Genomic DNA, 21,627 nt, shown 5'->3' on the forward strand with positions numbered 1-21,627 from the left:
GGTGAGGTGAATGTGTCTGGCTTAGTGTCTTCTGTCCGGCGTGCGCTCTATCGTAAATTATTCGATTTAAACACGCGTTCAGGCCGTCGTTTTGAAGGCATGTGTGCGCTGTTTGCGTTGCTCAGCGTCATTGTTATCTTCGTTGAGTCAGGCGTTGGGACGCAATACCATTTAACTTTTGATGAATGGCGTTCTTTCGTTTGGCTGGAGATATTTATTACCCTGGTTTTCACCATCGAATACCTGCTTCGATTGTGCTGCTGGGCTAATCCGGCTAAATACGTGTTTAGCTTTTGGGGAATTATTGATCTGGCCACCATATTACCGCTGTATGTGATGTGGCTATGGCCTGAAATCAGTCTTAATTATGTTTTTGCCTGGCGAGCGATGCGTGCCATTCGTGTGCTGCGTATCCTCAAACTCCTGCGCTTTATGCCATCATTGCGCGTATTCTGGAGTGCCATCAAAAGTGCGCGTCATCAGCTGATCCTGTTCTATTCATTTATTGCCATTCTGATGATTATTTTCGGCGCGTTGATGTACCTTATTGAAGGGCCAAAATATGGCTTTACTACGCTGAATGCGTCGGTCTACTGGGCAATAGTGACGGTAACGACGGTGGGGTATGGCGACATCACTCCACATACGCCATTAGGTCGCATGGTAGCGTCGGTGCTTATTTTGATTGGTTATTCGGTGATTGCGATACCGACGGGGTTGATTACGACGCATATGAGCAGTGCGTTTCAACATCGCCAGAATCAACGTAAATGCTCTCAGTGCCAGCAGAGCCAGCACGAACACAGCGCACAATTTTGTAATCGCTGTGGAAGTAAACTGCCTGATTAAATAAAAAAAGCTGCGAGAGCAGCTTTTTTGTTTGATTATTCGCGCCAGAGAATGTGGCAGAGTTTGTGATCTTTTTCGCGGCATAACAGAACGCGCGCGAAAATATCGTTAATCTCACCATCTTCGGTATCGGCCAGACCGATCACTACTTCGGCAAAAAAGTCAGGATTCAGGTCAAAATCGACGTGCTCCTGCCAGTCTTCCGCCGGGTCAAATAATTCTGCGCCGCCACGCTCTTCAAATTGCAAATTGAACAGAATGATGTCAGCAGGATCGAGGTTGTCTGCTGCCAGTTCGAGAAAAATATCATAAGCCTGCTCAAGCGTTTCATCTTCAGTCAGGCGATTGTTCAAATCCATATCCATAATGACTACCTGTTTACCGTCTCTTGGGCACGTTTTACAGCAACGGGCTAAAGAAGTAAAACAGTCGCTCGGTGATCCGCTGCCAGAGTGGTCGTTTTACCCATAAACGCGCATCAAGCAGGCGGGAACGGGAGATGTAATCGTCCTGTACCGCTGCAAGATCGGCACCAAACCCGGCATCGTCAATCACTAACGTGATTTCAAAGTTCAGCCACAGACTACGCATATCCAGGTTCACAGTACCGACCAGACTCAACTCGCCATCGACCAGCACGCTCTTGGTGTGTAACAGGCCGCCTTCAAACTGGTAAATTTTGACGCCAGCAGCCAGCAGCTCGGTGAAAAATGCCCGGCTTGCCCAACCAACCAACATTGAGTCATTTTTGCGGGGAAGAATAATACTGACATCGACTCCACGCTGTGCCGCCGTACAGATGGCGTGCAACAGATCGTCGCTGGGGACGAAGTAGGGCGTGGTCATAATTAAATATTCGCGTGCGGAATACGCAGCGGTCAATAAAGCCTGATGAATTAAATCTTCAGGAAAACCTGGACCTGACGCAATGGTGTGAATTGTGTGCCCGCTGGCCTGCTCAAAAGGCATAATATTGACGTCAGGTGGCGGTGGTAAAATGCGCTTACCGGTCTCAATTTCCCAGTCACAGGAGTAGACGATCCCCATGGCTGTCGCTACCGGGCCTTCCATCCTCGCCATCAGATCAACCCATTGGCCGACACCTGAATCCTGTTTAAAGAAACGTGGATCCACCATGTTCATGCTGCCGGTATAAGCGATGTAATTATCGATCATGACCATTTTACGGTGCTGGCGCAGGTCCATGCGGCGCAAAAAGACACGCATTAGGTTAACTTTCAGCGCCTCGACAACTTCGATGCCGGCGTTACGCATCATGGCGGCCCACGGACTACGGAAGAAGGCCACGCTGCCTGCGGAATCCAGCATCAAACGACAGTGGATCCCCCGACGTGCTGCCGCCATTAATGATTCAGCGACCTGATCGGCCATACCGCCAGGTTGCCAGATGTAAAACACCATCTCAATATTATGCCGTGCCAGTTGTATGTCGCGGATAAGCGCCTGCATAACGTCGTCAGAACTGGTGAGAAGCTGAAGCTGATTCCCCTTAACACCTGCAATTCCCTGACGTCGTTCGCACAGCTTAAATAAAGATGCGGCGACGCTGCTGTTCTCCTGAGCAAAAATATGCTTACAAGCTTTGAGATCGTTCAGCCACTTGGCCGTTGAAGGCCACATCGCCCTGGCCCGTTCGGCGCGGCGCTTACCGAGGTGGAGTTCACCAAAGGACAAATAAGCAATGATCCCTACTAATGGCAGAATATAGATGATCAAAAGCCAGGCCATTGCTGAGGGTACTGCGCGTCGCTTCATCAGAATGCGTAATGTTACGCCAGCAATGAGTACCCAGTATCCCAGAATGACCAGCCAACTCACCACCGTGTAGAAGGTTGTCATAAATTTAAAAATCCTTTTGAAAGCGTATTGTTAAGAGTTTACGCATCAAGATTCATCTGGCAAATAAAAACACGGGAAAACCACTGGTCTGCGTTCGGTCTGGCGGTATAATGCCCACTCTGTGACTGGAAGAGTAGTTAACATGAAGCGTAGTAGAACGGAAGTGGGGCGCTGGCGGATGCAGCGTCAGGCCAGCCGCCGTAAAGCGCGTTGGCTTGAAGGACAATCGCGTCGTAATATGCGTATCCATACCATCAGAAAGTGTATTCTCAACCATCAACGTAACTCGTTACTGTTTGCGATCCACGGAATCTGATCGAAAAAGGGCACCCCAGTGGTGCCCAATGTATTTCTATCGCTTTCTTTCTAAATCAAAATACTTTTTTGTACGGCTTCACTGAGACCTGCGCATAGACACCTGCTGCTACGTACGGGTCCGCTTCAGCCCACGCTTGTGCTGCTTCTAAAGATTCAAATTCGGCAATCACTGTTGAACCCGTAAATCCCGCAGCTCCCGGATCGTTGCTGTCAACTGCCGGCATTGGGCCTGCGGTCAGAAGACGACCTTCGTCATGGAGAAGCTGTAGACGAGCCAGATGAGCTGGACGCACGGAAAGACGTTTTTCGAGAGAGTCGGCGATATCTTGAGCATAAATAACGTACAGCACGGGAAGAGCTCCTTAATCGGTAAAAGTCGTTAATTACGTTATTGGAAAGGTCTGGTAACTGCAACGTAAAGATAACCGATTTGTTAAGACCACATTATAATGATGGTTTATTTACATGAAATTGCGTTTTAAATGTCGCTTACTTCACTGGCCTTATTGAATATGATTGCTATTTGCATTTAAAATCAGGGCCTGGTTTTTTAACTGAAACGATTATGACTTCAATGACCCTTGATTTACCTCGTCGCTTTCCCTGGCCGACGTTACTTTCCGTCGGCATTCACGGTGCTGTAGTGGCAGGTCTGCTGTATACCTCGGTACATCAGGTTATTGAACTGCCTGCGCCTGCGCAGCCAATCTCCATCACAATGGTTGCGCCCGCCGATCTCGAACCACCTCAGGTAGTTCAGCCGCCGCCGGAACCTGTCGTGGAGCCTGAACCGGAACCTGAGCCAATCCCGGAGCCACCGAAAGAGGCGCCGGTAGTGATTGAGAAACCGAAGCCTAAACCAAAACCGAAACCAAAACCGGTGAAAAAGGTACAAGAACAGCCGAAGCGTGACGTTAAACCGGCTGAACCACGTACGGCTTCGCTGTTTGAAAATACCGCGCCTGCTCGTCCGACTACCAGTACCGCGTCGGCAACCAGTAAACCTGCAGTGAGCGTACCCGCTGGTCCGCGTGCGTTGAGCCGTAATCAACCGCAGTATCCGCCGCGTGCGCAGGCCCTGCGTATTGAAGGCCGCGTAAAAGTTAAATTTGACGTCACATCAGATGGTCGGGTGGAGAATGTGGAAGTACTTTCCGCACAGCCTGCCAATATGTTTGAGCGTGAAGTGAAGAATGCGATGCGCAGATGGCGCTATGAGGCAGGAAAACCTGGATCTGGCCTGGTGGTGAACATTGTCTTCCGAATGAATGGCACCACGCAAATAGAGTAAGAAAAACAAACAAAAAAGCCTCCATTGGAGGCTTTTTTGTATTACGCCTGAACCGGTATCGGACGAGGCTTGCCGTCTTTATCAACCGCGACGTAGATAAACAGGGCTTCAGTAGCCTTATAGCGCTGACCGATAGGCTCTGACGCCACTTTCTTTACCCAGACTTCAATATTAATGCTGATCGAAGTAGTGCCGCGTTTCACGCAACGTGCATAGCAGCAGACTACATCACCCACGGCAACCGGGCGCAAAAAACTCATTCCTTCAACTCGCACCGTCACCACACGGCCATGTGCGATCTCTTTGGCCTGAATAGCGCCACCAATATCCATCTGTGACATCAGCCAGCCGCCAAAAATATCGCCGTTAGCATTTGTATCAGCAGGCATGGCCAGAGTGCGTAAAACCAGTTCACCCTGAGGGGTGTTATTCGTTGTTGTCATTGTAGAACCGACTGTAGAGAAAGATTACAGGCGCGATGCTACTATGATTTGCGGGCTGAGAACAGAGCTGATGCGGTGTGCAGAGCAGTGGAAAAGAGGGGATATGGCAATGAGGAATGCTTCCGGATGAAAATTCGCCAGATCCGCAGATCTGGCGAAAGATATTACGATTTGTCTTCCTGCGGCAGGTGGCGGTAAATATAAACTCCGCTCAGCAGCGTGAAGAACAGCGTTAGCGCGGTCAAACCAAATACTTTGAAATTGACCCAAATGTTTTGTGGTAGCCAAAATGCGATGTAGATATTTGCAAGGCCGCACAGGATGAAAAAGACGGCCCAGGCTAAGTTAAGCTTTGACCATACCGGCTGTGGCAGCGTCAACTCTTTGCCTAACATGCGCTGAATCAGCGGTTTTTTCATCACCCACTGGCTAAATAACAGCGCGCCAGCAAACAGACCATAAATCACAGTTACCTTCCATTTAATGAATTCATCGTTGTGGAAGAAAATGGTCAGGCCGCCAAATACGGCAACCAGAACAAAAGTGATTAACGCCATCTTCTCGACCTTGCGATAGCGGACCCAACTGTAAATCAAAACCACTGCGGTAGCGACAATGAGCGCTGTAGTCGCCGCATAGATGTCGTAGAGCTTATAAAAAGCGAAAAAGACAACCAGCGGTAAAAAATCAAGAAACTGCTTCATTCTTCAATTCCGTAATCAAAAAAGCACCGGCCAGGAAGGCCGGATGCGTTCAGGGTTTACTGGCGAATCAGCATATACAGGCGGAACAAATAGATCAGCAGCACGGCAGAAATCATATTGCTCAGCGTATTCGCCAGCACCGCGCCAACGTTCGGCGTTAGTACTGCAAAACTTGGCGCAAACAGCAACAGCAGCGTTTTTGCCAACAGCCAACCGATTACTGCAGGCGCTACCAGTCGCATATTAGACCATGCCAGACGCATACTGTTGCGCATGGCCGCAAAGACACCCATTTTATCCTGAACCATCATCACTGGCGCGAGGGCAAGCAGAATAGCCAGCAGAATGCCGGGGACGACAACCAGCATAATACCGACTTGCACCAGCAAGGTAGTCAGAAAAATCAGAATAAACAGCTTGGGCAATACCGGTGCACTGGCACCAATGGCGCGTAATGCGCTAACCCGATGGCCTGCTGAAATCAACTGAATCATCAGAATGACGCCGCCCGCGAGGATGGCATTACCAATAAGTCCAGAAAATGTCGATGCTGCAGACGCGCGTAACAGGATTTGCTGTTGTTCTGGCGTCATGTTTTGCACCAGATCAAACAGACCCACGCTGCTGGTTAACTGATCTCCTTCGCTTAGTTGCGCAATCTGTGCGTCGCTGGGAGAAAAGGCATGCCCTAACACCACTGTGATAAACGCGCACAATAACGATACCAGCAAGATGGTAATAAATTGATTACGGAAAAAGTTTCCCGTGTCACGGTAAACGGATTTCGCCGTGATAGACATGCACTCTCCTTGAGTTTTGCAGGTGTTCATTTGCGGGCAATTGTACCCTGGATAACTCTACAGTGGCAGCATCGCAAGATGTATTGAAAAGCATATCTTTGTAAAGCTCCGGTAATTTTTGGCTATGACTTCAGCACCCTGCAACAACGTTGTGTGTTCTCTGTACAGTACACGGGCGAAAATACTTGCGTGGCGAAAATATATCAAAATTGATCTGAATTAATTTAACCTGGATTTTGAATGCAAGTTCTAACTTAATCTGGATCAATAAATGTTAAATTACTGGCCTCAATGTGATCTGTGTTAGATCATTTATTACTCCATTGTGGGTATATTCACTCCGCTTTTATAACCATAACGATGGAGCGGACATGAAAAAATTAACAGTTGCAGCATTGGCTTTAACAACTCTTCTCTCTGGAAACGCATTTGCGCATGAAGCCGGGGAGTTCTTTATTCGTGCAGGTTCTGCAACAGTAAGACCAACGGAAGGCGCGGGTGGTACGCTGGGAAGCTTAGGCGGCTTTGATGTCAGCAATAACACTCAGTTGGGACTGACATTCACCTATATGGCAACTGACAATATTGGTGTTGAATTGCTGGCAGCGACGCCGTTCCGTCATAAAATCGGAACGGCAACAACGGGGGATATTGCAACCGTTCATCACTTACCGCCGACGTTAATGGCGCAGTGGTACTTTGGTGACTCCAGCAGCAAACTGCGTCCTTATGTTGGTGTCGGTGTTAACTACACCACTTTCTTTGACGAAGGGTTTAATAATAACGGCAAAGAAAACAATGAATTATCGGACCTGAGCCTGAAAGACTCCTGGGGCGCAGCGGGGCAGGTGGGTATGGATTATCTGATCGATCGTGACTGGTTGATTAACATGTCTGTGTGGTACATGGATATCGATACCACCGCGAGCTATAAACTGGCTGGTGCTCAGCAGCATGACAGTGTGCGCCTCGATCCGTGGGTGTTTATGTTCTCTGCGGGTTATCGTTTTTAAGCTCTTCTGCAAAACTCCTCTGTAAAACTGGTCGTTTACCGGCCAGTTTTACCCACTCTTTCCCACGTGTATCGTTGTAATGTTCACGTATTGCTTTACTGCGATGACCTAACAAAATTTGTATGTCGCTCCCTTGCTCACTGGATATCCTTTCAGCCAAAGAACGTTGCTCATGGAAAGAACAAGGGCTCTGGTGGTGGAGTAAATACGGGCTTAGTATCCTGTCCCGGCACTGAGCGATCACATCCTCAAGAGAAATGTTGAACTTGTTACAGTGTCACTTTAAAGGTGTCGTGATTTTTGCACCTGTTTGCTTTGTTCAACGAAGAGGTGATTATCTCGGACATCTGAACATTTCATATTACAAAGATCGGCCAAGCGCAGCCCTGTGATGATGGCCAGCAACATCCTTTGTCTGCAGGAAGTCATTATCTTTAGCGGTAAGCGGGGCGTTTTTCTGTTTAAGCGTTTCTCCGGTTTCGTAGATGTGGGTTCTTAAAGGAGATTATTGTCCGCATGAAAGGATTTGCACCTCCACTGCCGACACCTCCATGACGGTGCGCTACCTCACCAGGGCCGATAAGTGCCAGGAGCGTCCGTCACTATCCTCACGCGAGTTTAGTGATAGGATGCGTCAGACTAATAATTTATCCCTTGATGCCGATACCTTTATTTCTTAATCAATATATGAAGGAACATATATGTATTGTATTCGACCTTTAGTGCGTCCACTTTGTTTTCTGGCGCTGTTGCCGTTTTCTCTCGTTCAGGCTACTGATAAACCTGCATTGATAGGTGGTGGTGTTAACCCCTTGTCTGTAACCAGAATTCACGATCGTGTGAATTATATGGTGTCGCTAAACTTCAATAACGGAAAAACGGCTCAGCAATGGCGTTCCGTTGATTGTAAACAGGGTAAGGCACAGCTTCTCTACAAGGATTTATTGAATGAGGAGGGATTTACCAAAGCTCGCTATTACGGCAACAGTTACCTCCGTTATGCTCCTGCTCAAGATGATAAGCAAATGACGGAAGAGGATATACGCGCGGTTTGCCAGCTACCGATAAAAGATGCAATCTGGGAAAGATTATCTCCCACGGATACAGTCGGCATTACCGAACTTGTCGATGTTAATAACATCCAGCGCATTGGTGATATTTTGTCGGTACGTATGGGGTATGACTTTGCTGATATCATCTGGGAACCGCCTTATGATGCACCGTTGGAATTAAAGATTGAGCATTACTTATATAATTGTAAAACGCATCAAGGAGATGCTGTAGCGTTAATGAACTTCGACAGTGAGGGGCGCGTTACGGACTCACTTATCACTGCTGATATTGTCCGTCGTAAGAGTGACTTCAAAATTAACACGCAAAAGGCACAACGCTTTGAGCAACTCTGCCAGTTACCCGCGGGGAAATCATTCAAAGCCGAAGGGCATTTTATACCCGCCGCTAACAAGCAAGCCTCAACATTGATGGGGCCATCAATGCCCGAACTGAGTAATAATAATCCGCAGTGGCTGAATAAATTCCCTCTGTCTGCTGCTATTGAGCACCAGACTCAGTCATTGATCAAACCATGGGCGATTCCTCGCTTTAAACAGATTCGTTATACCGAAGTTAGTGCGCTTGGCAAGACCAAAGTACAACTGGATGCACAACCGGATGGATATATACGCAAGCTGGAAGATTATGGTATCTGGACGGTGCAACGTTTAACTCTGGGTAATCAGCTACAGCTGAAGTTCACCATGTCTATTAGTAGTAGCACTACATTGCTTAACACATTGCAGACGGACCTGCGTTTCCCGTTAGTGGCTGGTCAACAATATCAGGCTCAATGGGACAGTATTGACTCCAATAAGAAAGTCACTGCATCAGCGCTACGTTGCGACGTAACGGAAGAGGGAGATGCACATAGCATTGCACCTGAGTTTAGTGGGAAATATCTATTAGTGGAGTGTCATGCAACTAATGAAGGGCAACCGGGAAGTCGTGACAAACTTGCCTGGCTGCAAGATCTCAACGTCTTCGTGCCGGTTACTCAGCAATTGGGAGATAAACCTGAAAATCCAGTGAAACTGGAAAATGTTAGTGTGATACGTTAATAACCAAACGAGCTCACCGCTTTAGCCGGTGAGCCTTTTATGACCGGCTCCCCATTTGATTAAGAGACCGAGACATTTAAGCATTAAAATCTCATAATTTTGAAAGGGTTTTAACAGATTTCACAGCTAAAAATAATATGCAAACTGGAATTGTCAGGATAAAACAGAAAAATTCAAAAATAACGACTAAACTGCCACCTGTGGAGCTAGTGAAGAAGTCTCGTTGCCAGAATTCTTTTTTTGAAAACAAAAGGGCGGTTTTTTCAATAATATACTTTGAAAAAGGGAATAAAAACGAGTTAATCAACACAGCGAGGAATAACTGATATGTCAACTCACTCTCGGGGTTGTTCATCCAGGAATAGAAAAACACACCAATTACTATTACGCTCCACACACTATTTTTAAGATAGTATTTGAGTGTCATCCCTGATTCCATAAGGCTCCGCTCCTGTAGTTAACAACGTTCCATCCGCAAGCAGCATGCTAACAAGATCGAAAGGAAAATCAATAACGATAATCATTCTCAGTCGTGATGATGGTATCTCGCAGGGGCATTATTGATTGCGGACTTCTCACTTAACCCATACGACGATTTGGTTCTGATTTGTGATCTTGATGATAGCCAGGCGATATGAAGGCCTTTTACCGACCAGTTTTCTCTATTCTTTCCCACATGTCGCTGTCGTGGCCAGTCGCGAATTTCCTGCTACTTCCCAACAAAATTTATTGATAACGAAAAGCTTATTTATCCTGGCATTGATCCCGAACAATTAAAAAGTATGATGAATTACTAAAATCATCATACTTTTTTAACTTACATCTATCGTCTTCGGGGGCACCATCTTGTCCAGACTAAACCGCACACTCATAGCGCTGCTGGCATGCGCGCCTTTTTTTGCACAGGCAGCAGCCTCCGATGAAATCACCACTGCATGGCCGGTGAATGTGGGGCCGTTAAACCCACATCTTTATACACCTAACCAGATGTTTGCTCAGAGCATGGTTTATGAGCCGTTGGTGAAATATCAGGCGGATGGTTCGGTAATTCCGTGGCTGGCAAAAAGCTGGAGTCACTCGGAAGACGGTAAAACCTGGACTTTCAACTTACGTGATGATGTTAAATTCTCTAACGGTGAAGAATTTGATGCTAAGGCCGCAGTGGAAAACTTCCGCGCAGTACTGGATAACCGTAAACGGCATGCCTGGCTGGAGTTAACCAATCAAATCACGGATGTTAAAGCGTTAAGTAAAAATGAACTGCAAATCACACTGAAGGATGCGTACTATCCTTTCCTGCAAGAGTTGACCCTGCCGCGACCTTTCCGTTTTATTGCACCTTCTCAGTTTAAAAATAACGAAACCCTGAACGGAATTAAAGCGCCGGTTGGCACCGGGCCCTGGGTGCTGAAAGAATCGAAACTCAACCAGTATGATGTGCTGGTGCGCAATGAGCATTACTGGGGTGGAAAACCTCAAATTCAAAAGGTTACTGTCAAAGTGATCCCGGATCCAACCACACGGGCTGTCGCTTTTGAAACAGGTAATATCGATCTGTTATATGGAAATGAAGGGCTACTGCCTCTTGATACCTTCGCACGCTTCAGTCAGAACCCTGAATACAGAACGCAGCTTTCAGCACCTGTTGAAACCGTGATGCTGGCGCTCAACTCAGCAAAAGCACCAACTAATGAACTGGCTGTGCGTGAAGCATTAAATTATGCAGTTGATAAAAAAACGCTGATAAAAAATGCGTTGTACGGTACTCAGCAGGTAGCAGATACGCTGTTTGCGCCATCCGTCCCTTACGCCAATATCGGTTTGAAGCCGCGCGAATACGATCCACAGCACGCAAAGTCTTTGCTGGAACAAGCTGGCTGGACTCTGCCCGCCGGAAAAACAATTCGAGAAAAAGCCGGTCAACCGTTACATATCGAACTGGCCTATGTCGGCACCGATGCGCTCAGCAAATCAATGTCTGAGATTATGCAGGCAAATATGCGCCAGATTGGTGTGGATGTTGCTCTGGTCGGGGAAGAGGAGAGCAGTATATACGCCCGTCAGCGCGATGGTCGCTTTGGTATGATTTTCAATCGCACCTGGGGGGCGCCGTATGATCCACATGCTTTCATGAGTTCAATGCGTGTACCATCCCATGCTGACTACCAGGCCCAGCTTGGTCTTCCCGACAAAGCGCAAATCGACAAAGAGATTGGTGACGTGCTGATTTCCACAGATAAAACTCAGCGCCAGGAGCTGTATCGTGACATTCTGACCCGTTTGCATAATGAAGCGGTTTACTTACCAATCAGTTATATGTCGATGATGGTGGTCGCTAAACCTGGCCTGGGGGAGATCCCTTACGCACCGATTGCCTCGGAAATCCCGTTTGAACAGATAAAACCGGTGAAACACTGATGCTGCGTTATGCTATACGGCGAATTCTGCTGCTGATTCCGATGATTTTCGCCGCGTCAGTGGTTATCTTTTTAATGTTGCGTTTGGGAACCGGCGACCCGGCACTTGATTACTTACGTTTATCTAACCTGCCCCCAACGCCTGATATGGTGGCTTCCACACGAGTCATGCTTGGGTTGGATCAACCACTCATTGTGCAGTACGGTCGCTGGCTGTGGAAGGCCGTGCATCTGGATTTTGGTATCTCTTTTGCTACTCAGCGCCCGGTGCTGGATGATGTGATGCACTTTCTGCCTGCCACTTTACAGCTGGCGGGCGCTGCACTGGTACTGATCCTGCTAACTTCTGTACCGTTGGGAATTTGGGCTGCTCGTCATCGCGACCGCCTGCCAGATTTTGTTGTGCGGATAATCGCCTTTCTTGGTGTATCAATGCCCAACTTCTGGCTCGCTTTTCTGCTGGTCATGTTCTTCTCGGTTTATTTGAAGTGGCTGCCCGCGCTGGGCTACGGCGGCTGGCAGTACATCATTCTTCCTGCTGTGTCGATTGCTTTTATGTCGCTGGCGATTAATGCCCGCTTGCTGCGTGCAAGCATGCTAGAGGTTGCCGGGCAGCGTCATGTTACCTGGGCGCGTCTGCGCGGCCTGAACGAGAAGCAAATCGAACGCCGTCATATTCTGCGTAATGCCTCGTTACCGATGATCACCGCTGTGGGAATGCACATTGGCGAATTGATTGGTGGAACGATGATTATTGAGAATATCTTTGCCTGGCCAGGCGTTGGACGTTATGCCGTATCGGCAATTTTCAACCGTGATTATCCGGTGATCCAATGCTTTACGCTAATTATGGTGGTGGTATTTGTTGTTTGTAATCTGGTGGTTGATTTACTGAATGCCGCAGTAGATCCACGTATTCGCCGTCATGAAGGAGCGCATTCTTGAACTTTTACCTCTCTTCACGCTGGTCGGTACGTCTGGCACTGATCGTTATTGTTTTGCTGGCTGTGATTGCGCTTACCAGCCAGTGGTGGTTACCCTATGATCCGCAGTCAATTGATTTGCCATCGCGTCTGTTAGCCCCCGATAGCCAGCATTGGCTGGGGACTGATCATCTGGGGCGCGATATCTTCTCCCGCTTGCTGGCAGCAACCCGGGTGTCGCTCGGTTCGGTCATGGCCTGTTTAATTCTGGTACTGACATTGGGGCTGATCGTCGGAGGAAGCGCAGGATTGATTGGCGGCCGTGTCGATCAGGCCACAATGCGTGTCGCGGATATGTTTATGACTTTTCCGACTTCAATCCTCTCTTTTTTCCTCGTCGGTGTGCTGGGTACAGGACTGACCAATGTCATTATAGCTATCGCTCTGTCGCATTGGGCATGGTATGCACGAATGGTACGTAGCCTGGTTATCTCCTTACGCCAACGTGAATTTGTGCTCGCTTCCCGACTTTCCGGCGCCGGTAATGTCAGAATATTTATCGACCATCTGGCCGGAGCGGTGATCCCCTCATTGCTCGTCCTGGCAACTCTGGATATTGGTCATATGATGCTGCACGTGGCGGGAATGTCATTTCTTGGCCTCGGTGTGACCGCGCCAACTGCCGAATGGGGTGTCATGATCAACGACGCTCGCCAGTATATCTGGACTCAGCCGCTACAAATGTTCTGGCCAGGGTTGGCGCTGTTTATCAGCGTAATGGCCTTCAATCTGGTGGGGGATGCACTGCGTGATCATCTGGATCCCCATCTCGTCACGGAGCATGCCCACTGATGCCACAACAAATTGAGCTGCAAAATCTTGTTCTGCATGCAGAGAAACCGCTGGTCAACGGCGTGTCACTGTCGCTTAAACGCGGACGTGTACTGGCACTGGTAGGGGGAAGTGGAAGCGGAAAATCGCTAACCTGTGCCGCCGCGCTCGGCATTCTTCCGTCGGGTGTCCATCAAACTGCGGGAGCCGTTCTTGCAGATGGTAAACCGGTTTCCCCTGGCGATCTGCGTGGTGTAAAAGTTGCGACAATTATGCAGAACCCACGCAGCGCATTTAATCCGCTGCGAACCATGGCTGCACATGCGCGGGAAACCTGCATCGTGCTTGGGAAACCTGCAGATGATGCCACGCTTATCACGACTCTGGAGGCCGTGGGGTTAGAGGATGCCGCTCGTGTTCTCACTCTTTATCCCTTTGAAATGAGTGGTGGTATGTTGCAACGCATGATGATTGCAATGGCGGTGCTGTGTGATGCGCCGTTTATTGTGGCAGATGAACCGACAACCGATCTGGACGTGGTCGCGCAAGCGCGCATTCTCGATTTGCTGGACAGCATTATGCAAACTCGTGCGCCAGGGATGCTGCTGGTGACCCATGATATGGGCGTAGTGGCGCGACTGGCCGACGAGGTGGCGGTAATGGATCATGGCAATATCGTTGAGTACGGCGACGTTCAAACTCTGTTTCGGACGCCTCAACACACCGTCACGCGTAATCTGGTTTCTGCACATCTTGCTTTGTACGGCATGGAGTTAGTCTTATGACACTACTGACGGTCACGGGTATTTCACATCAGTATGCCCATGCGAATTTGAGCGGCAGACACCAGCATCAGTCTGTATTAAAGGATGTTTCATTAACACTTAAAAGCGGTGAAACGGTTGCTTTGCTGGGGCGCAGTGGTTGTGGCAAAAGCACACTGGCACGCTTGCTTGTTGGTTTAGAGTCTCCGACTCAGGGTTGCGTCAGTTGGCGGGGAGAGCCACTCACCCGGTTGAATCGGACAAAGCAAAAAGCATTTCGCCGGGATATTCAGATGGTATTTCAGGACTCCATTAGTGCCGTTAACCCACGTAAAACCGTACGTGATATTTTACGTGAACCCATGCGCCACCTGCTATCACTTAGTAAAACAGAACAACTCGCGCGTGCAAACGAAATGCTTAAAGCGGTTGATCTGGACGACAGCATACTCGACAAACGTCCGCCACAGCTCAGCGGTGGTCAGCTACAGCGTGTCTGTCTCGCACGGGCATTGAGCGTTGAGCCTAAGCTATTAATTCTGGACGAAGCGGTGTCTAACCTTGATCTGGTGCTGCAAGCTGGCGTAATTCGCTTGCTCAAAAAACTGCAACAGCAGTTTGGCACTGCCTGCCTGTTTATTACCCATGATTTACGCCTTGTCGAACGTTTTTGCCACCGGGTGATGGTGATGGACGACGGGAGAATAGTTGAAACGCAAATCGTGGGTGAGACACTAACTTTCTCTTCTGATGCCGGACGAGTACTACAGAATGCGGTACTCCCCGCATTCCCTGTGCGTCACACTCAGGCATCATAAGGTTTAAATTGGATGTTACGTACGCTCACGCTTAACTGCGGCATGTACTGACGTTCCGCCCTTGTTTAATCAGGTCTGTAAGCATGCCGATCGCCGCCGGAATATCGTTACTGGAGGTATTTCCGTAGCCAATCACAAGACCAGAAACCGCGCCGGGCCTTGTACAGAATGATGACAAAGCCTGAACGCCCAGACCATGCTGGTGGGCTAATTCAGCGATCCTTTTGTCATCATCTCCCGCTGCCAGCTTCAGCGTCAGGTGCATTCCTGATTTACCCCCGAGAATCTGATCTGGTGAAAAGTCGGCTATCAGCGCCTCGCGTAAAATACGCTGGCGCTCGCGGTAGAGTCGTCGCATCCGCCCCAGATGTCGGCCAAACTCTCCACTTTTCATGAAATCAGCCATAGCCATCTGCTGCAATTGTTGGCCATTTCGGAGAATTTCATTCAATACCGTTTTTGCCTGTGCCATTACGCGCGCAGGAAGTACAAGGAATCCCAGCTTTAAGGAGGGAAACATCGTCTTACTGAACGAGCCGATGTAGAGTACAGGCGTATGTGATACGAGTCCCTGCATGCTGGCTATCGGTCCGCCAGAGTGCCTGAAGTCGCCATCGTAGTCGTCTTCTATCAACCATGCTCCGGTGCGGCTGGCTTTTGAAATCAGCGCCAGTCGTCTGGCGACGGACATCACCGCCCCGGTGGGATATTGATGGGCAGGGGAGGTATAAATTAGCCTTGGTGTATGGGTCGTCCATGCATCCTTTGGTACGCGTATACCTTCTTCGTCCACCGCCATCAATACCGTATGCAAATTACCAGCAGAGAATGCTGCCTTTGCCCCACGATAGCCGGGGTCTTCCATCCAGACTGTATCGCCAGGATCTGTCAGCAGCGTTACGCAAAGCTCCAGCGCCTGTTTTGCTCCCTCAGTCACGATTATCTGGGAAACATCGCAACGCACTCCGCGCGCAACATACAGATGCGTTGCTATCGCTTCTCGTAGAGTGCGTTCGCCTGCCGGTTCGCTATAGCCCAGCGAGTGGGATTGCAACTGTCTGACCGCCCGGTCAAGGGAGCGTCGCCAGGCAGCCAGCGGAAATTCCCTGATTGCGGGCATGCCGGGAGATAACAGTGCATCGTGTACCGGTTGTAACGGGGTTTCCAGAATCGGTCTGAGGCGATCAGCCAGACGGACTGCGGGCGTGTCCGGCGATACCGGGGAGACGTTTTTGCGGTCGGCGCCTGACAGGGATGCCACACGAGTGCCCTGGCGATCGGCCAGAATATACCCTTCTGCTGCCAGGTGTTCATAAACGTTCACAACGGTATTTCGCGATACACCGAGCTCTTTTGCCAGCGTTCGGGATGATATCAGGCTCGAGCCCGCTGGCAGGTGGCCACTCAGAATCGCCTGCTGAATACGCTCTGTAAGCTGTTTTTGCAGAGATAACGGTTCACCGCCTGGGGAGATTGCCCCCGGCGTCAGAGGGGCGATGATATCAAACATATGTCGTGGACCCATCAAAAACTAAAACCGTGGCTCTTTTCAGGATACCACAATTATTTCATCCTCTGACTCTGTTAATGATCCCGTCTCAAAGGAGCTGATCGTCACCATGCCTAATATAATGAATCGCTTTAACCAGCCTGTCGGCGCCGAACTCTCTGGCTGGAGTGGCGCGAAACTTCCCGGTGAAAAATCACTGGAAGGTCGCTATTGTCGGCTTGAACGCATCAGCGCTGAACGTCATGCAGCTGATCTTTATGAGGCATACTGCGAAGCGCCGGATGAGCGCGACTGGACCTATCTGCCGTCAGGACCTTTCGAGAGTGAAGTATCCTACCGCACCAGTCTGCAGAGTGCCGAAACGTTGCGCGATCCGCTGCATTACGCTGTGATTGATAAGGCCAGCGGCAAGCCGTCTGGTACGGTTGCACTTATGCGGATTGATCCCGCTAACGGGGTCATTGAGGTCGGCTATGTGACCTATTCGCCGCGCATGAAGCGTACGCGTATATCTACGGAGGTTATGGCGCTGCTGCTTCGCTATGTTTTTGAGGAGCTCCGTTATCGCCGGCTGGAATGGAAGTGCGACTCACTCAATGCTCCGTCCCGAGCGGCGGCAGAACGCTTCGGCTTCCGATTTGAAGGCATTTTCCGCCAGGCCGTTGTGTACCGCGGGCGCAACCGTGACACCGCCTGGTATTCAATCATTGACGGTGAGTATCCTGCGTTGCGCATCGCCTACGAAAAATGGTTAGCGGCAGATAACTTCGATGATGATGGTAATCAACAGGAAAAACTCGGTAACTTGATTGCAAAAATGCGACAGGATGAACCGCAATATCGTTAAGCCTGCAGCAGGCAAAATCAGCATGGACATCCCTTTCTTGATCTGTTTTCCATAAAATACTACTGTATATAAATACAGTTATTGTGAAGGCAGATCATCATGTTGTTTTTCCAGCCTGCGGAACCCCGCGAAATCAAAAGCTTCCCGCTATTCAGTGACCATGTGCCCTGCGGATTCCCCTCGCCAGCTCAGGACTATGTTGAGAAGCGTATTGACCTGAATGAGTTGTTAGTGCGTCACCCCAGCGCAACGTATTTTGTAAAATCTTCCGGGGATTCCATGATTGGGGCAGGGATCAGTAATGGTGATTTGCTGGTCGTCGACAGTTCCAGAAAAGCAGTTCATGGCGATATTGTTATTGCTGCCATCGATGGTGAATTCACGGTTAAACGTCTGCAACTTCACCCGACAGTTATGCTTAAACCGGAGAACAGCGCCTACGCTCCCATTCTGCTGGGTAGCGAGGAGACGCTGGATGTCTTTGGTGTGGTGACGTTTATCGTAAAAGCGACTGTCTAATCATGTTTGCACTGGTTGATGTGAACGCGTTTTATGCCAGGTGTGAGACGGCATTCCGGCCAGATTTGAAGGGAAGGCCGGTTGTCGTTCTGTCAAACAACGATGGCTGTGTTATAGCCCGAAGTCCTGAAGCAAAAGCCGTTGGGGTAAAAATGGGCGATCCATATTTCAAACAAAAGGATTTGTTTCGTCGCTGCGGAGTAGTGTGTTTTAGCAGTAATTATGAACTCTACGCGGATATGAGTCTCCGGGTGATGTCCACACTGGAAGAGTTGTCCCCCCGCGTGGAGATGTACAGTATAGATGAGGCGTTCTGCGATCTGACGGGCGTAAGGAATTGTCGTGATCTGACCGACTTCGGCAGGGAAATCTGTGCAACGATACAACAGCGCACTCACCTCGCTGTCGGGGTCGGCATTGCCCAGACCAAAACGTTGGCCAAGCTGGCTAACCATGCGGCAAAAAAGTGGCCGCGGCAGACGGGCGGTGTTGTGGACTTATCGAATCTTGAGCGACAGCGCAAACTCATGGCTGCATTGCCTGTCGATGAAGTCTGGGGGGTGGGTCGCCGTATCAGCAAAAAACTGGACAGCATGGGGATTAAAACGGTTCTGGATCTGGCTGATACCGACATCCGTTTTATTCGCAAGCATTTCACTGTCGTACTCGAAAGAACGGTACGTGAATTGCGTGCTGAACCTTGTCTGGCGCTGGAAGAGTTTGCACCGGCTAAACAGGAAATAGTCTGTTCCCGGTCGTTTGGTGAATGGATCACCGGATATGAGGCTATGCGTCAGGCTATCTGCAGCTATGCGTCGCGAGCTGCGGAAAAACTGCGTAGCGAACATCAATATTGCCGGTTCATATCCGTTTTCGTTAAAACCTCGCCATTTGCGCTGAATGAACCGTTTTACAGTAACAGTGCATCGGTGAAGCTGCTTACTCCAACTCAGGACAGCAGGGATATCATTGCTGCAGCGATACGAAGCCTGGATGCCATATGGAAAACTGGATATCGCTATCAGAAAGCGGGAGTCATGCTGGGTGATTTTTACAGCCAGGGCGTGGCCCAGCTCAATTTGTTTGATGATAACGCACCGCGTGCAGGCAGTGAAAAATTGATGGGGGTACTGGATCTCCTGAATGCTAAAGAGGGCAGAGGGACGTTGTATTTCGCCGGGCAGGGGATCCAGCAACAGTGGCAGATGAAGCGAGAAATGCTCTCTCCTCGTTATACCACCAGATACGCAGATCTTCTTCGAGTCCGCTAGACTTATGAAGCCAGGAAAGTCCGGTGATTCACACCCAGACAGCTACGCTTATAGAGGTATCAAATATCGGGAGGGGTTATGCTAACTCACTCTGAAGCAAAACGATGGGCCACCTTAATGCTCAAGGCAGCATTATGTGATGGTATGAAGCACGAAGAAATTTCCCGACAGGTGCATCTTGTCTGTGATCATCATGGAAAGGAGTGCCTTGAAGAACTCATAGAGGAAATTCTGATAGAGGCAGGTCGAATAGGACCTAAACATAGCAATGGACAACTGAGACATCATTGAGTCTCAACTTCCGCTGCTTCCCTCTCAAAGCGTTTAATTTAGGGGGGAACCAAAGCAAGGGGAAATCGGCGCGGTATTGACAGAGGATGCACCCATTCTGGTCCCTGATTTTCTGTATTGCCAACGACTTATGTCACGAGGGTAATGCGAATTGGCCAGCCAGTGCCGCGCCATCATTACTGGCACTTCCGTCTCCTTTTTTTATGTTCTGTACTTCTCATCCGGCCTTTTCCCCTTCAATGTAATGCTACTCTTTAAGCAAACTTATCGCCTGAAACAAATTCTCGCTGCAGCGCCAGCCCTGTCTGTGAAATCGAAACTGGTTATGTTGCGGGCGTAAGCGATTGTCGGGCGGTCTGTCCGATCGCTGGTGATAGCTAACTCTTGATTTTTGTTAACAAAATATGTTCTTTTTTTAAATAAATCTGTAACTTTATCTCTCGGAGACGGTGTGACTTCACCTTATCATCAGTAACAGAATAATTGACATCTTTGACAAGCACTCAGGGCTGTTATGCAACAATATAAGCGGGTAATTGGTTTGGTCATACTGTTAACTATCAGGGTGGGTTCGTGAAGATTGTGCAGGATAAGCTCAGAAACAGGCAGGCATTGCTGGTATCGGGCCTGATTACTCTGATATTTACCTCGTTGTTCCTGTTTATCATTTACGAACAACGTATGGCCACTGCGAGTGAAGGGATCAACCGTCTGCAATCGCGCATGATGGACATTTTTAACGACAATGAACTTCTCTCTGATGCAATTGGGGAACGCTATCATCACATCAGAAATGCCGGGCAATGTGGCGATATGTCGCAATTCGTTCCGCGGAATAAGGACGAATGGGGAATCAATGCCGATCGAGCGCGTGTACATTCGGCATCGGGGAGTATTATCGCCAAAAAAATCAGTAGTCAGGCTCTGTGTATGTACACGGCGGCTGAGTTTATTCGAGGGAAGGTGAACGAGCTGAATCCGGGGACCTTCGATGCACATCGTTATATCATCGCCAAGGATGCTGACTATTTTTACTGGTTTATGCCTGCCGATGCTCGTAACTTCAATTATTCTGATTCTGAGATGGCGAAGGATGTTTCCAGTTTTTTCTATCCGCCCGTCGATTTTTATACCCGATTACTGCAAAAAAATGTCAAAAACAAAGCTCTCAGTTCAACGAACTTTTATACCGATAAAATTACCGGTGAAAAGGCGTTTAGCGTGGTGAGTTATATCTACGATCTTTCAGGTAAAGAAGTCACTGACCATATTGTGGCGTACCTGGTTTATGACCATGCGAAGCCGGAACTAAAGGAGGCGCTGGCGAACGCGTTTGAGTATCGGATCCCGGCGGGACTTAACGTGGCGCTGGTCAATTTACTCAACCTGGAGAGTCTTTGTTTATCCGGAAAATGTAATGGCGCCCACTACTCGGTCAGAAGTTTGTCAGAAAAATATGCCCTGCATTATTCAATCTCACTCAGCCGATTTATGGTGCGGGATCCCCAGGCCGGGATTGTTATTCTCCTGGCGCCATTCTTCTTCATTATGATCAGCTTTTCGTTGAAAACATGGCTTAATGAGAGTGATCTCAAGGTATATATCGACTCCCTGACCGGCTGTTTTAATCGCAAGATCCTCGACATTATCAAACGACGGGATTTATCACACTGTTCAGTGGTGCTGCTGGACTGTAATAAGTTCAAGGCTGTCAACGACACCTGGGGCCATGCGGCTGGGGATCGTGCGCTGCAAACTATTGCCAACAGAATGCTGTCTAACACCCGAACCAGTCACGATATCGTGATCCGCACCGGTGGGGATGAATTTATGATCCTGCTGTTTCGCTCCCAGGCGAGTGATGCTCTTGCCATAGCCGAGCGTATTAGTGGGCAGGTCAACAGCCACGTATTTGTGGTGGATGGTCATACAGTGCCGCTGTCGGTGTCATGGGGTATTGCAGAAGTTAATGGTGAGCTGGATGTGGCAATCCAGAATGCGGATAACGAAATGTATAAGATGAAACTGGCAAAAGTATAAAAGC

The 21,627-nt window shown here is 49.0% G+C and carries 22 protein-coding genes and 1 pseudogene; 14 read left to right on the plus strand and 9 right to left on the minus strand.

The features are described 5' to 3' along the window. The first annotated feature begins 12 nt into the window (after window positions 1-12). Window positions 13-849: an ion transporter gene (locus OGY01_RS06510; RefSeq protein WP_048221370.1), complete on the plus strand. Its 837-nt coding sequence runs from the start codon at window positions 13-15 to the stop codon at window positions 847-849. A gap of 35 nt (window positions 850-884) precedes the next feature. On the opposite strand, the gene OGY01_RS06515 is transcribed toward OGY01_RS06510, so the two are convergent. Together OGY01_RS06515 and cls are read right to left on the minus strand one after the other, a co-directional pair. Beyond that, entirely contained in the window at window positions 885-1,214 is a 330-nt protein-coding gene (locus OGY01_RS06515; RefSeq protein ID WP_003020691.1) for an HI1450 family dsDNA-mimic protein, read from the minus strand. Between the two features lie 34 nt (window positions 1,215-1,248). Continuing rightward, window positions 1,249-2,709 (minus strand): cardiolipin synthase, encoded by a 1,461-nt coding sequence (cls, locus tag OGY01_RS06520; RefSeq protein WP_045443598.1) that lies wholly within the window; start codon window positions 2,707-2,709, stop codon window positions 1,249-1,251. A 142-nt stretch (window positions 2,710-2,851) separates the two neighbouring features. Here cls and OGY01_RS06525 point away from each other — a divergent pair, with 142 nt between their 5' ends. Continuing rightward, window positions 2,852-3,025: a YciY family protein gene (locus OGY01_RS06525; protein WP_135322069.1), complete on the plus strand. Its 174-nt coding sequence runs from the start codon at window positions 2,852-2,854 to the stop codon at window positions 3,023-3,025. Between the two features lie 55 nt (window positions 3,026-3,080). Here the strand turns inward: OGY01_RS06525 and OGY01_RS06530 are convergent, their stop codons facing one another. Next, the gene (locus OGY01_RS06530; protein WP_003020675.1) at window positions 3,081-3,377 is read right to left on the minus strand and encodes a YciI family protein; all 297 of its coding nucleotides are present in this window, start codon (window positions 3,375-3,377) and stop codon (window positions 3,081-3,083) included. A 224-nt stretch (window positions 3,378-3,601) separates the two neighbouring features. Here OGY01_RS06530 and tonB point away from each other — a divergent pair, with 224 nt between their 5' ends. After that, window positions 3,602-4,318: a TonB system transport protein TonB gene (gene tonB, locus OGY01_RS06535; protein WP_048222668.1), complete on the plus strand. Its 717-nt coding sequence runs from the start codon at window positions 3,602-3,604 to the stop codon at window positions 4,316-4,318. Between the two features lie 41 nt (window positions 4,319-4,359). Here the strand turns inward: tonB and yciA are convergent, their stop codons facing one another. The 4 genes and pseudogenes from yciA to OGY01_RS06555 form a co-directional block, all read right to left on the minus strand. Next, the gene (yciA, locus tag OGY01_RS06540) at window positions 4,360-4,761 is read right to left on the minus strand and encodes an acyl-CoA thioester hydrolase YciA (RefSeq protein WP_048221371.1); all 402 of its coding nucleotides are present in this window, start codon (window positions 4,759-4,761) and stop codon (window positions 4,360-4,362) included. 164 nt (window positions 4,762-4,925) lie between these two features. Continuing rightward, window positions 4,926-5,465, minus strand: coding sequence for a septation protein A (locus OGY01_RS06545; protein WP_045443592.1), 540 nt, complete (start codon window positions 5,463-5,465; stop codon window positions 4,926-4,928). A 56-nt stretch (window positions 5,466-5,521) separates the two neighbouring features. Then, window positions 5,522-6,265 carry a YciC family protein gene (locus tag OGY01_RS06550; RefSeq protein WP_045443590.1) on the minus strand — a complete coding sequence of 248 codons (744 nt, stop codon included), beginning with the start codon at window positions 6,263-6,265 and terminating at the stop codon, window positions 5,522-5,524. A 28-nt stretch (window positions 6,266-6,293) separates the two neighbouring features. After that, window positions 6,294-6,380 (minus strand): annotated as a pseudogene (locus OGY01_RS06555) (YkgJ family cysteine cluster protein); the annotation flags it as partial. A gap of 256 nt (window positions 6,381-6,636) precedes the next feature. Here OGY01_RS06555 and ompW point away from each other — a divergent pair. Further along, window positions 6,637-7,278 (plus strand): outer membrane protein OmpW, encoded by a 642-nt coding sequence (ompW, locus tag OGY01_RS06560; protein ID WP_225760972.1) that lies wholly within the window; start codon window positions 6,637-6,639, stop codon window positions 7,276-7,278. Window positions 7,279-7,979: 701 nt separating this feature from the next. Next, on the plus strand, window positions 7,980-9,392 hold the full coding sequence (locus tag OGY01_RS06565; RefSeq protein ID WP_048221372.1) for a hypothetical protein: 1,413 nt from the start codon (window positions 7,980-7,982) through the stop codon (window positions 9,390-9,392). A gap of 91 nt (window positions 9,393-9,483) precedes the next feature. Here OGY01_RS06565 and OGY01_RS06570 read toward each other — a convergent pair whose 3' ends face one another. Continuing rightward, complete coding sequence (locus tag OGY01_RS06570; RefSeq protein ID WP_045443573.1) at window positions 9,484-9,831, minus strand: colicin E1 family microcin immunity protein; 348 nt, start codon at window positions 9,829-9,831, stop codon at window positions 9,484-9,486. A 404-nt stretch (window positions 9,832-10,235) separates the two neighbouring features. On the opposite strand from OGY01_RS06570, the gene nikA reads away from it, so the two are divergent. From nikA to nikE, 5 genes are read left to right on the plus strand one after another with little or no spacing between them, the layout of a single operon-like run. Continuing rightward, window positions 10,236-11,810 (plus strand): nickel ABC transporter substrate-binding protein, encoded by a 1,575-nt coding sequence (gene nikA / locus OGY01_RS06575; RefSeq protein WP_286492827.1) that lies wholly within the window; start codon window positions 10,236-10,238, stop codon window positions 11,808-11,810. Next, window positions 11,810-12,754, plus strand: coding sequence for a nickel ABC transporter permease subunit NikB (gene nikB, locus OGY01_RS06580; protein ID WP_045443567.1), 945 nt, complete (start codon window positions 11,810-11,812; stop codon window positions 12,752-12,754). The genes nikA and nikB overlap by 1 nt, the downstream gene beginning before the upstream one ends. After that, window positions 12,751-13,584 carry a nickel ABC transporter permease subunit NikC gene (gene nikC, locus OGY01_RS06585; RefSeq protein WP_045443564.1) on the plus strand — a complete coding sequence of 278 codons (834 nt, stop codon included), beginning with the start codon at window positions 12,751-12,753 and terminating at the stop codon, window positions 13,582-13,584. Before nikB ends, nikC begins: the two co-directional genes overlap by 4 nt. Beyond that, window positions 13,584-14,348, plus strand: coding sequence for a nickel import ATP-binding protein NikD (nikD, locus tag OGY01_RS06590; RefSeq protein WP_045443561.1), 765 nt, complete (start codon window positions 13,584-13,586; stop codon window positions 14,346-14,348). The genes nikC and nikD overlap by 1 nt, the downstream gene beginning before the upstream one ends. Further along, a complete protein-coding gene (nikE, locus tag OGY01_RS06595) occupies window positions 14,345-15,145 on the plus strand; it encodes a nickel import ATP-binding protein NikE (protein ID WP_048221374.1) in 801 nt (266 codons plus the stop codon). The genes nikD and nikE overlap by 4 nt, the downstream gene beginning before the upstream one ends. 31 nt (window positions 15,146-15,176) lie before the next feature. Here the strand turns inward: nikE and pdxR are convergent, their stop codons facing one another. Next, window positions 15,177-16,655: a MocR-like pyridoxine biosynthesis transcription factor PdxR gene (gene pdxR, locus OGY01_RS06600; protein WP_286492678.1), complete on the minus strand. Its 1,479-nt coding sequence runs from the start codon at window positions 16,653-16,655 to the stop codon at window positions 15,177-15,179. A 109-nt stretch (window positions 16,656-16,764) separates the two neighbouring features. On the opposite strand from pdxR, the gene OGY01_RS06605 reads away from it, so the two are divergent. The 4 genes from OGY01_RS06605 to OGY01_RS06620 all read left to right on the plus strand — a co-directional run bounded on the left by OGY01_RS06605 (window position 16,765) and on the right by OGY01_RS06620 (window position 21,623). Further along, entirely contained in the window at window positions 16,765-17,502 is a 738-nt protein-coding gene (locus OGY01_RS06605) for a GNAT family N-acetyltransferase (protein WP_286492679.1), read from the plus strand. Window positions 17,503-17,601: 99 nt separating this feature from the next. Then, entirely contained in the window at window positions 17,602-18,021 is a 420-nt protein-coding gene (locus tag OGY01_RS06610; RefSeq protein WP_200010972.1) for a translesion error-prone DNA polymerase V autoproteolytic subunit, read from the plus strand. A 2-nt stretch (window positions 18,022-18,023) separates the two neighbouring features. Next, window positions 18,024-19,292 (plus strand): Y-family DNA polymerase, encoded by a 1,269-nt coding sequence (locus OGY01_RS06615; RefSeq protein ID WP_286492681.1) that lies wholly within the window; start codon window positions 18,024-18,026, stop codon window positions 19,290-19,292. A gap of 864 nt (window positions 19,293-20,156) precedes the next feature. Then, a complete protein-coding gene (locus tag OGY01_RS06620; RefSeq protein WP_048221379.1) occupies window positions 20,157-21,623 on the plus strand; it encodes a GGDEF domain-containing protein in 1,467 nt (488 codons plus the stop codon). Window positions 21,624-21,627: the final 4 nt, after the last annotated feature.

Origin of the sequence: Citrobacter sp. Cm038 (genome assembly GCF_030333105.1) — a bacterium.
In the GTDB taxonomy this organism is placed as follows: domain Bacteria; phylum Pseudomonadota; class Gammaproteobacteria; order Enterobacterales; family Enterobacteriaceae; genus Citrobacter; species Citrobacter murliniae.

Bases quoted from the DNA above. Each gene is read 5' to 3' on its own strand.
- OGY01_RS06515 (WP_003020691.1), bottom strand. From the start codon at position 1,214: ATGGATATGGATTTGAACAATCGCCTGACTGAAGATGAAACGCTTGAG.
- cls (WP_045443598.1), bottom strand. From the start codon at position 2,709: ATGACAACCTTCTACACGGTGGTGAGTTGGCTGGTCATTCTGGGATAC.
- OGY01_RS06525 (WP_135322069.1), top strand. From the start codon at position 2,852: ATGAAGCGTAGTAGAACGGAAGTGGGGCGCTGGCGGATGCAGCGTCAG.
- tonB (WP_048222668.1), top strand. From the start codon at position 3,602: ATGACCCTTGATTTACCTCGTCGCTTTCCCTGGCCGACGTTACTTTCC.
- yciA (WP_048221371.1), bottom strand. From the start codon at position 4,761: ATGACAACAACGAATAACACCCCTCAGGGTGAACTGGTTTTACGCACT.
- OGY01_RS06545 (WP_045443592.1), bottom strand. From the start codon at position 5,465: ATGAAGCAGTTTCTTGATTTTTTACCGCTGGTTGTCTTTTTCGCTTTT.
- OGY01_RS06550 (WP_045443590.1), bottom strand. From the start codon at position 6,265: ATGTCTATCACGGCGAAATCCGTTTACCGTGACACGGGAAACTTTTTC.
- ompW (WP_225760972.1), top strand. From the start codon at position 6,637: ATGAAAAAATTAACAGTTGCAGCATTGGCTTTAACAACTCTTCTCTCT.
- OGY01_RS06565 (WP_048221372.1), top strand. From the start codon at position 7,980: ATGTATTGTATTCGACCTTTAGTGCGTCCACTTTGTTTTCTGGCGCTG.
- OGY01_RS06570 (WP_045443573.1), bottom strand. From the start codon at position 9,831: ATGGAATCAGGGATGACACTCAAATACTATCTTAAAAATAGTGTGTGG.
- nikB (WP_045443567.1), top strand. From the start codon at position 11,810: ATGCTGCGTTATGCTATACGGCGAATTCTGCTGCTGATTCCGATGATT.
- nikD (WP_045443561.1), top strand. From the start codon at position 13,584: ATGCCACAACAAATTGAGCTGCAAAATCTTGTTCTGCATGCAGAGAAA.
- nikE (WP_048221374.1), top strand. From the start codon at position 14,345: ATGACACTACTGACGGTCACGGGTATTTCACATCAGTATGCCCATGCG.
- pdxR (WP_286492678.1), bottom strand. From the start codon at position 16,655: ATGTTTGATATCATCGCCCCTCTGACGCCGGGGGCAATCTCCCCAGGC.
- OGY01_RS06605 (WP_286492679.1), top strand. From the start codon at position 16,765: ATGCCTAATATAATGAATCGCTTTAACCAGCCTGTCGGCGCCGAACTC.
- OGY01_RS06610 (WP_200010972.1), top strand. From the start codon at position 17,602: ATGTTGTTTTTCCAGCCTGCGGAACCCCGCGAAATCAAAAGCTTCCCG.
- OGY01_RS06615 (WP_286492681.1), top strand. From the start codon at position 18,024: ATGTTTGCACTGGTTGATGTGAACGCGTTTTATGCCAGGTGTGAGACG.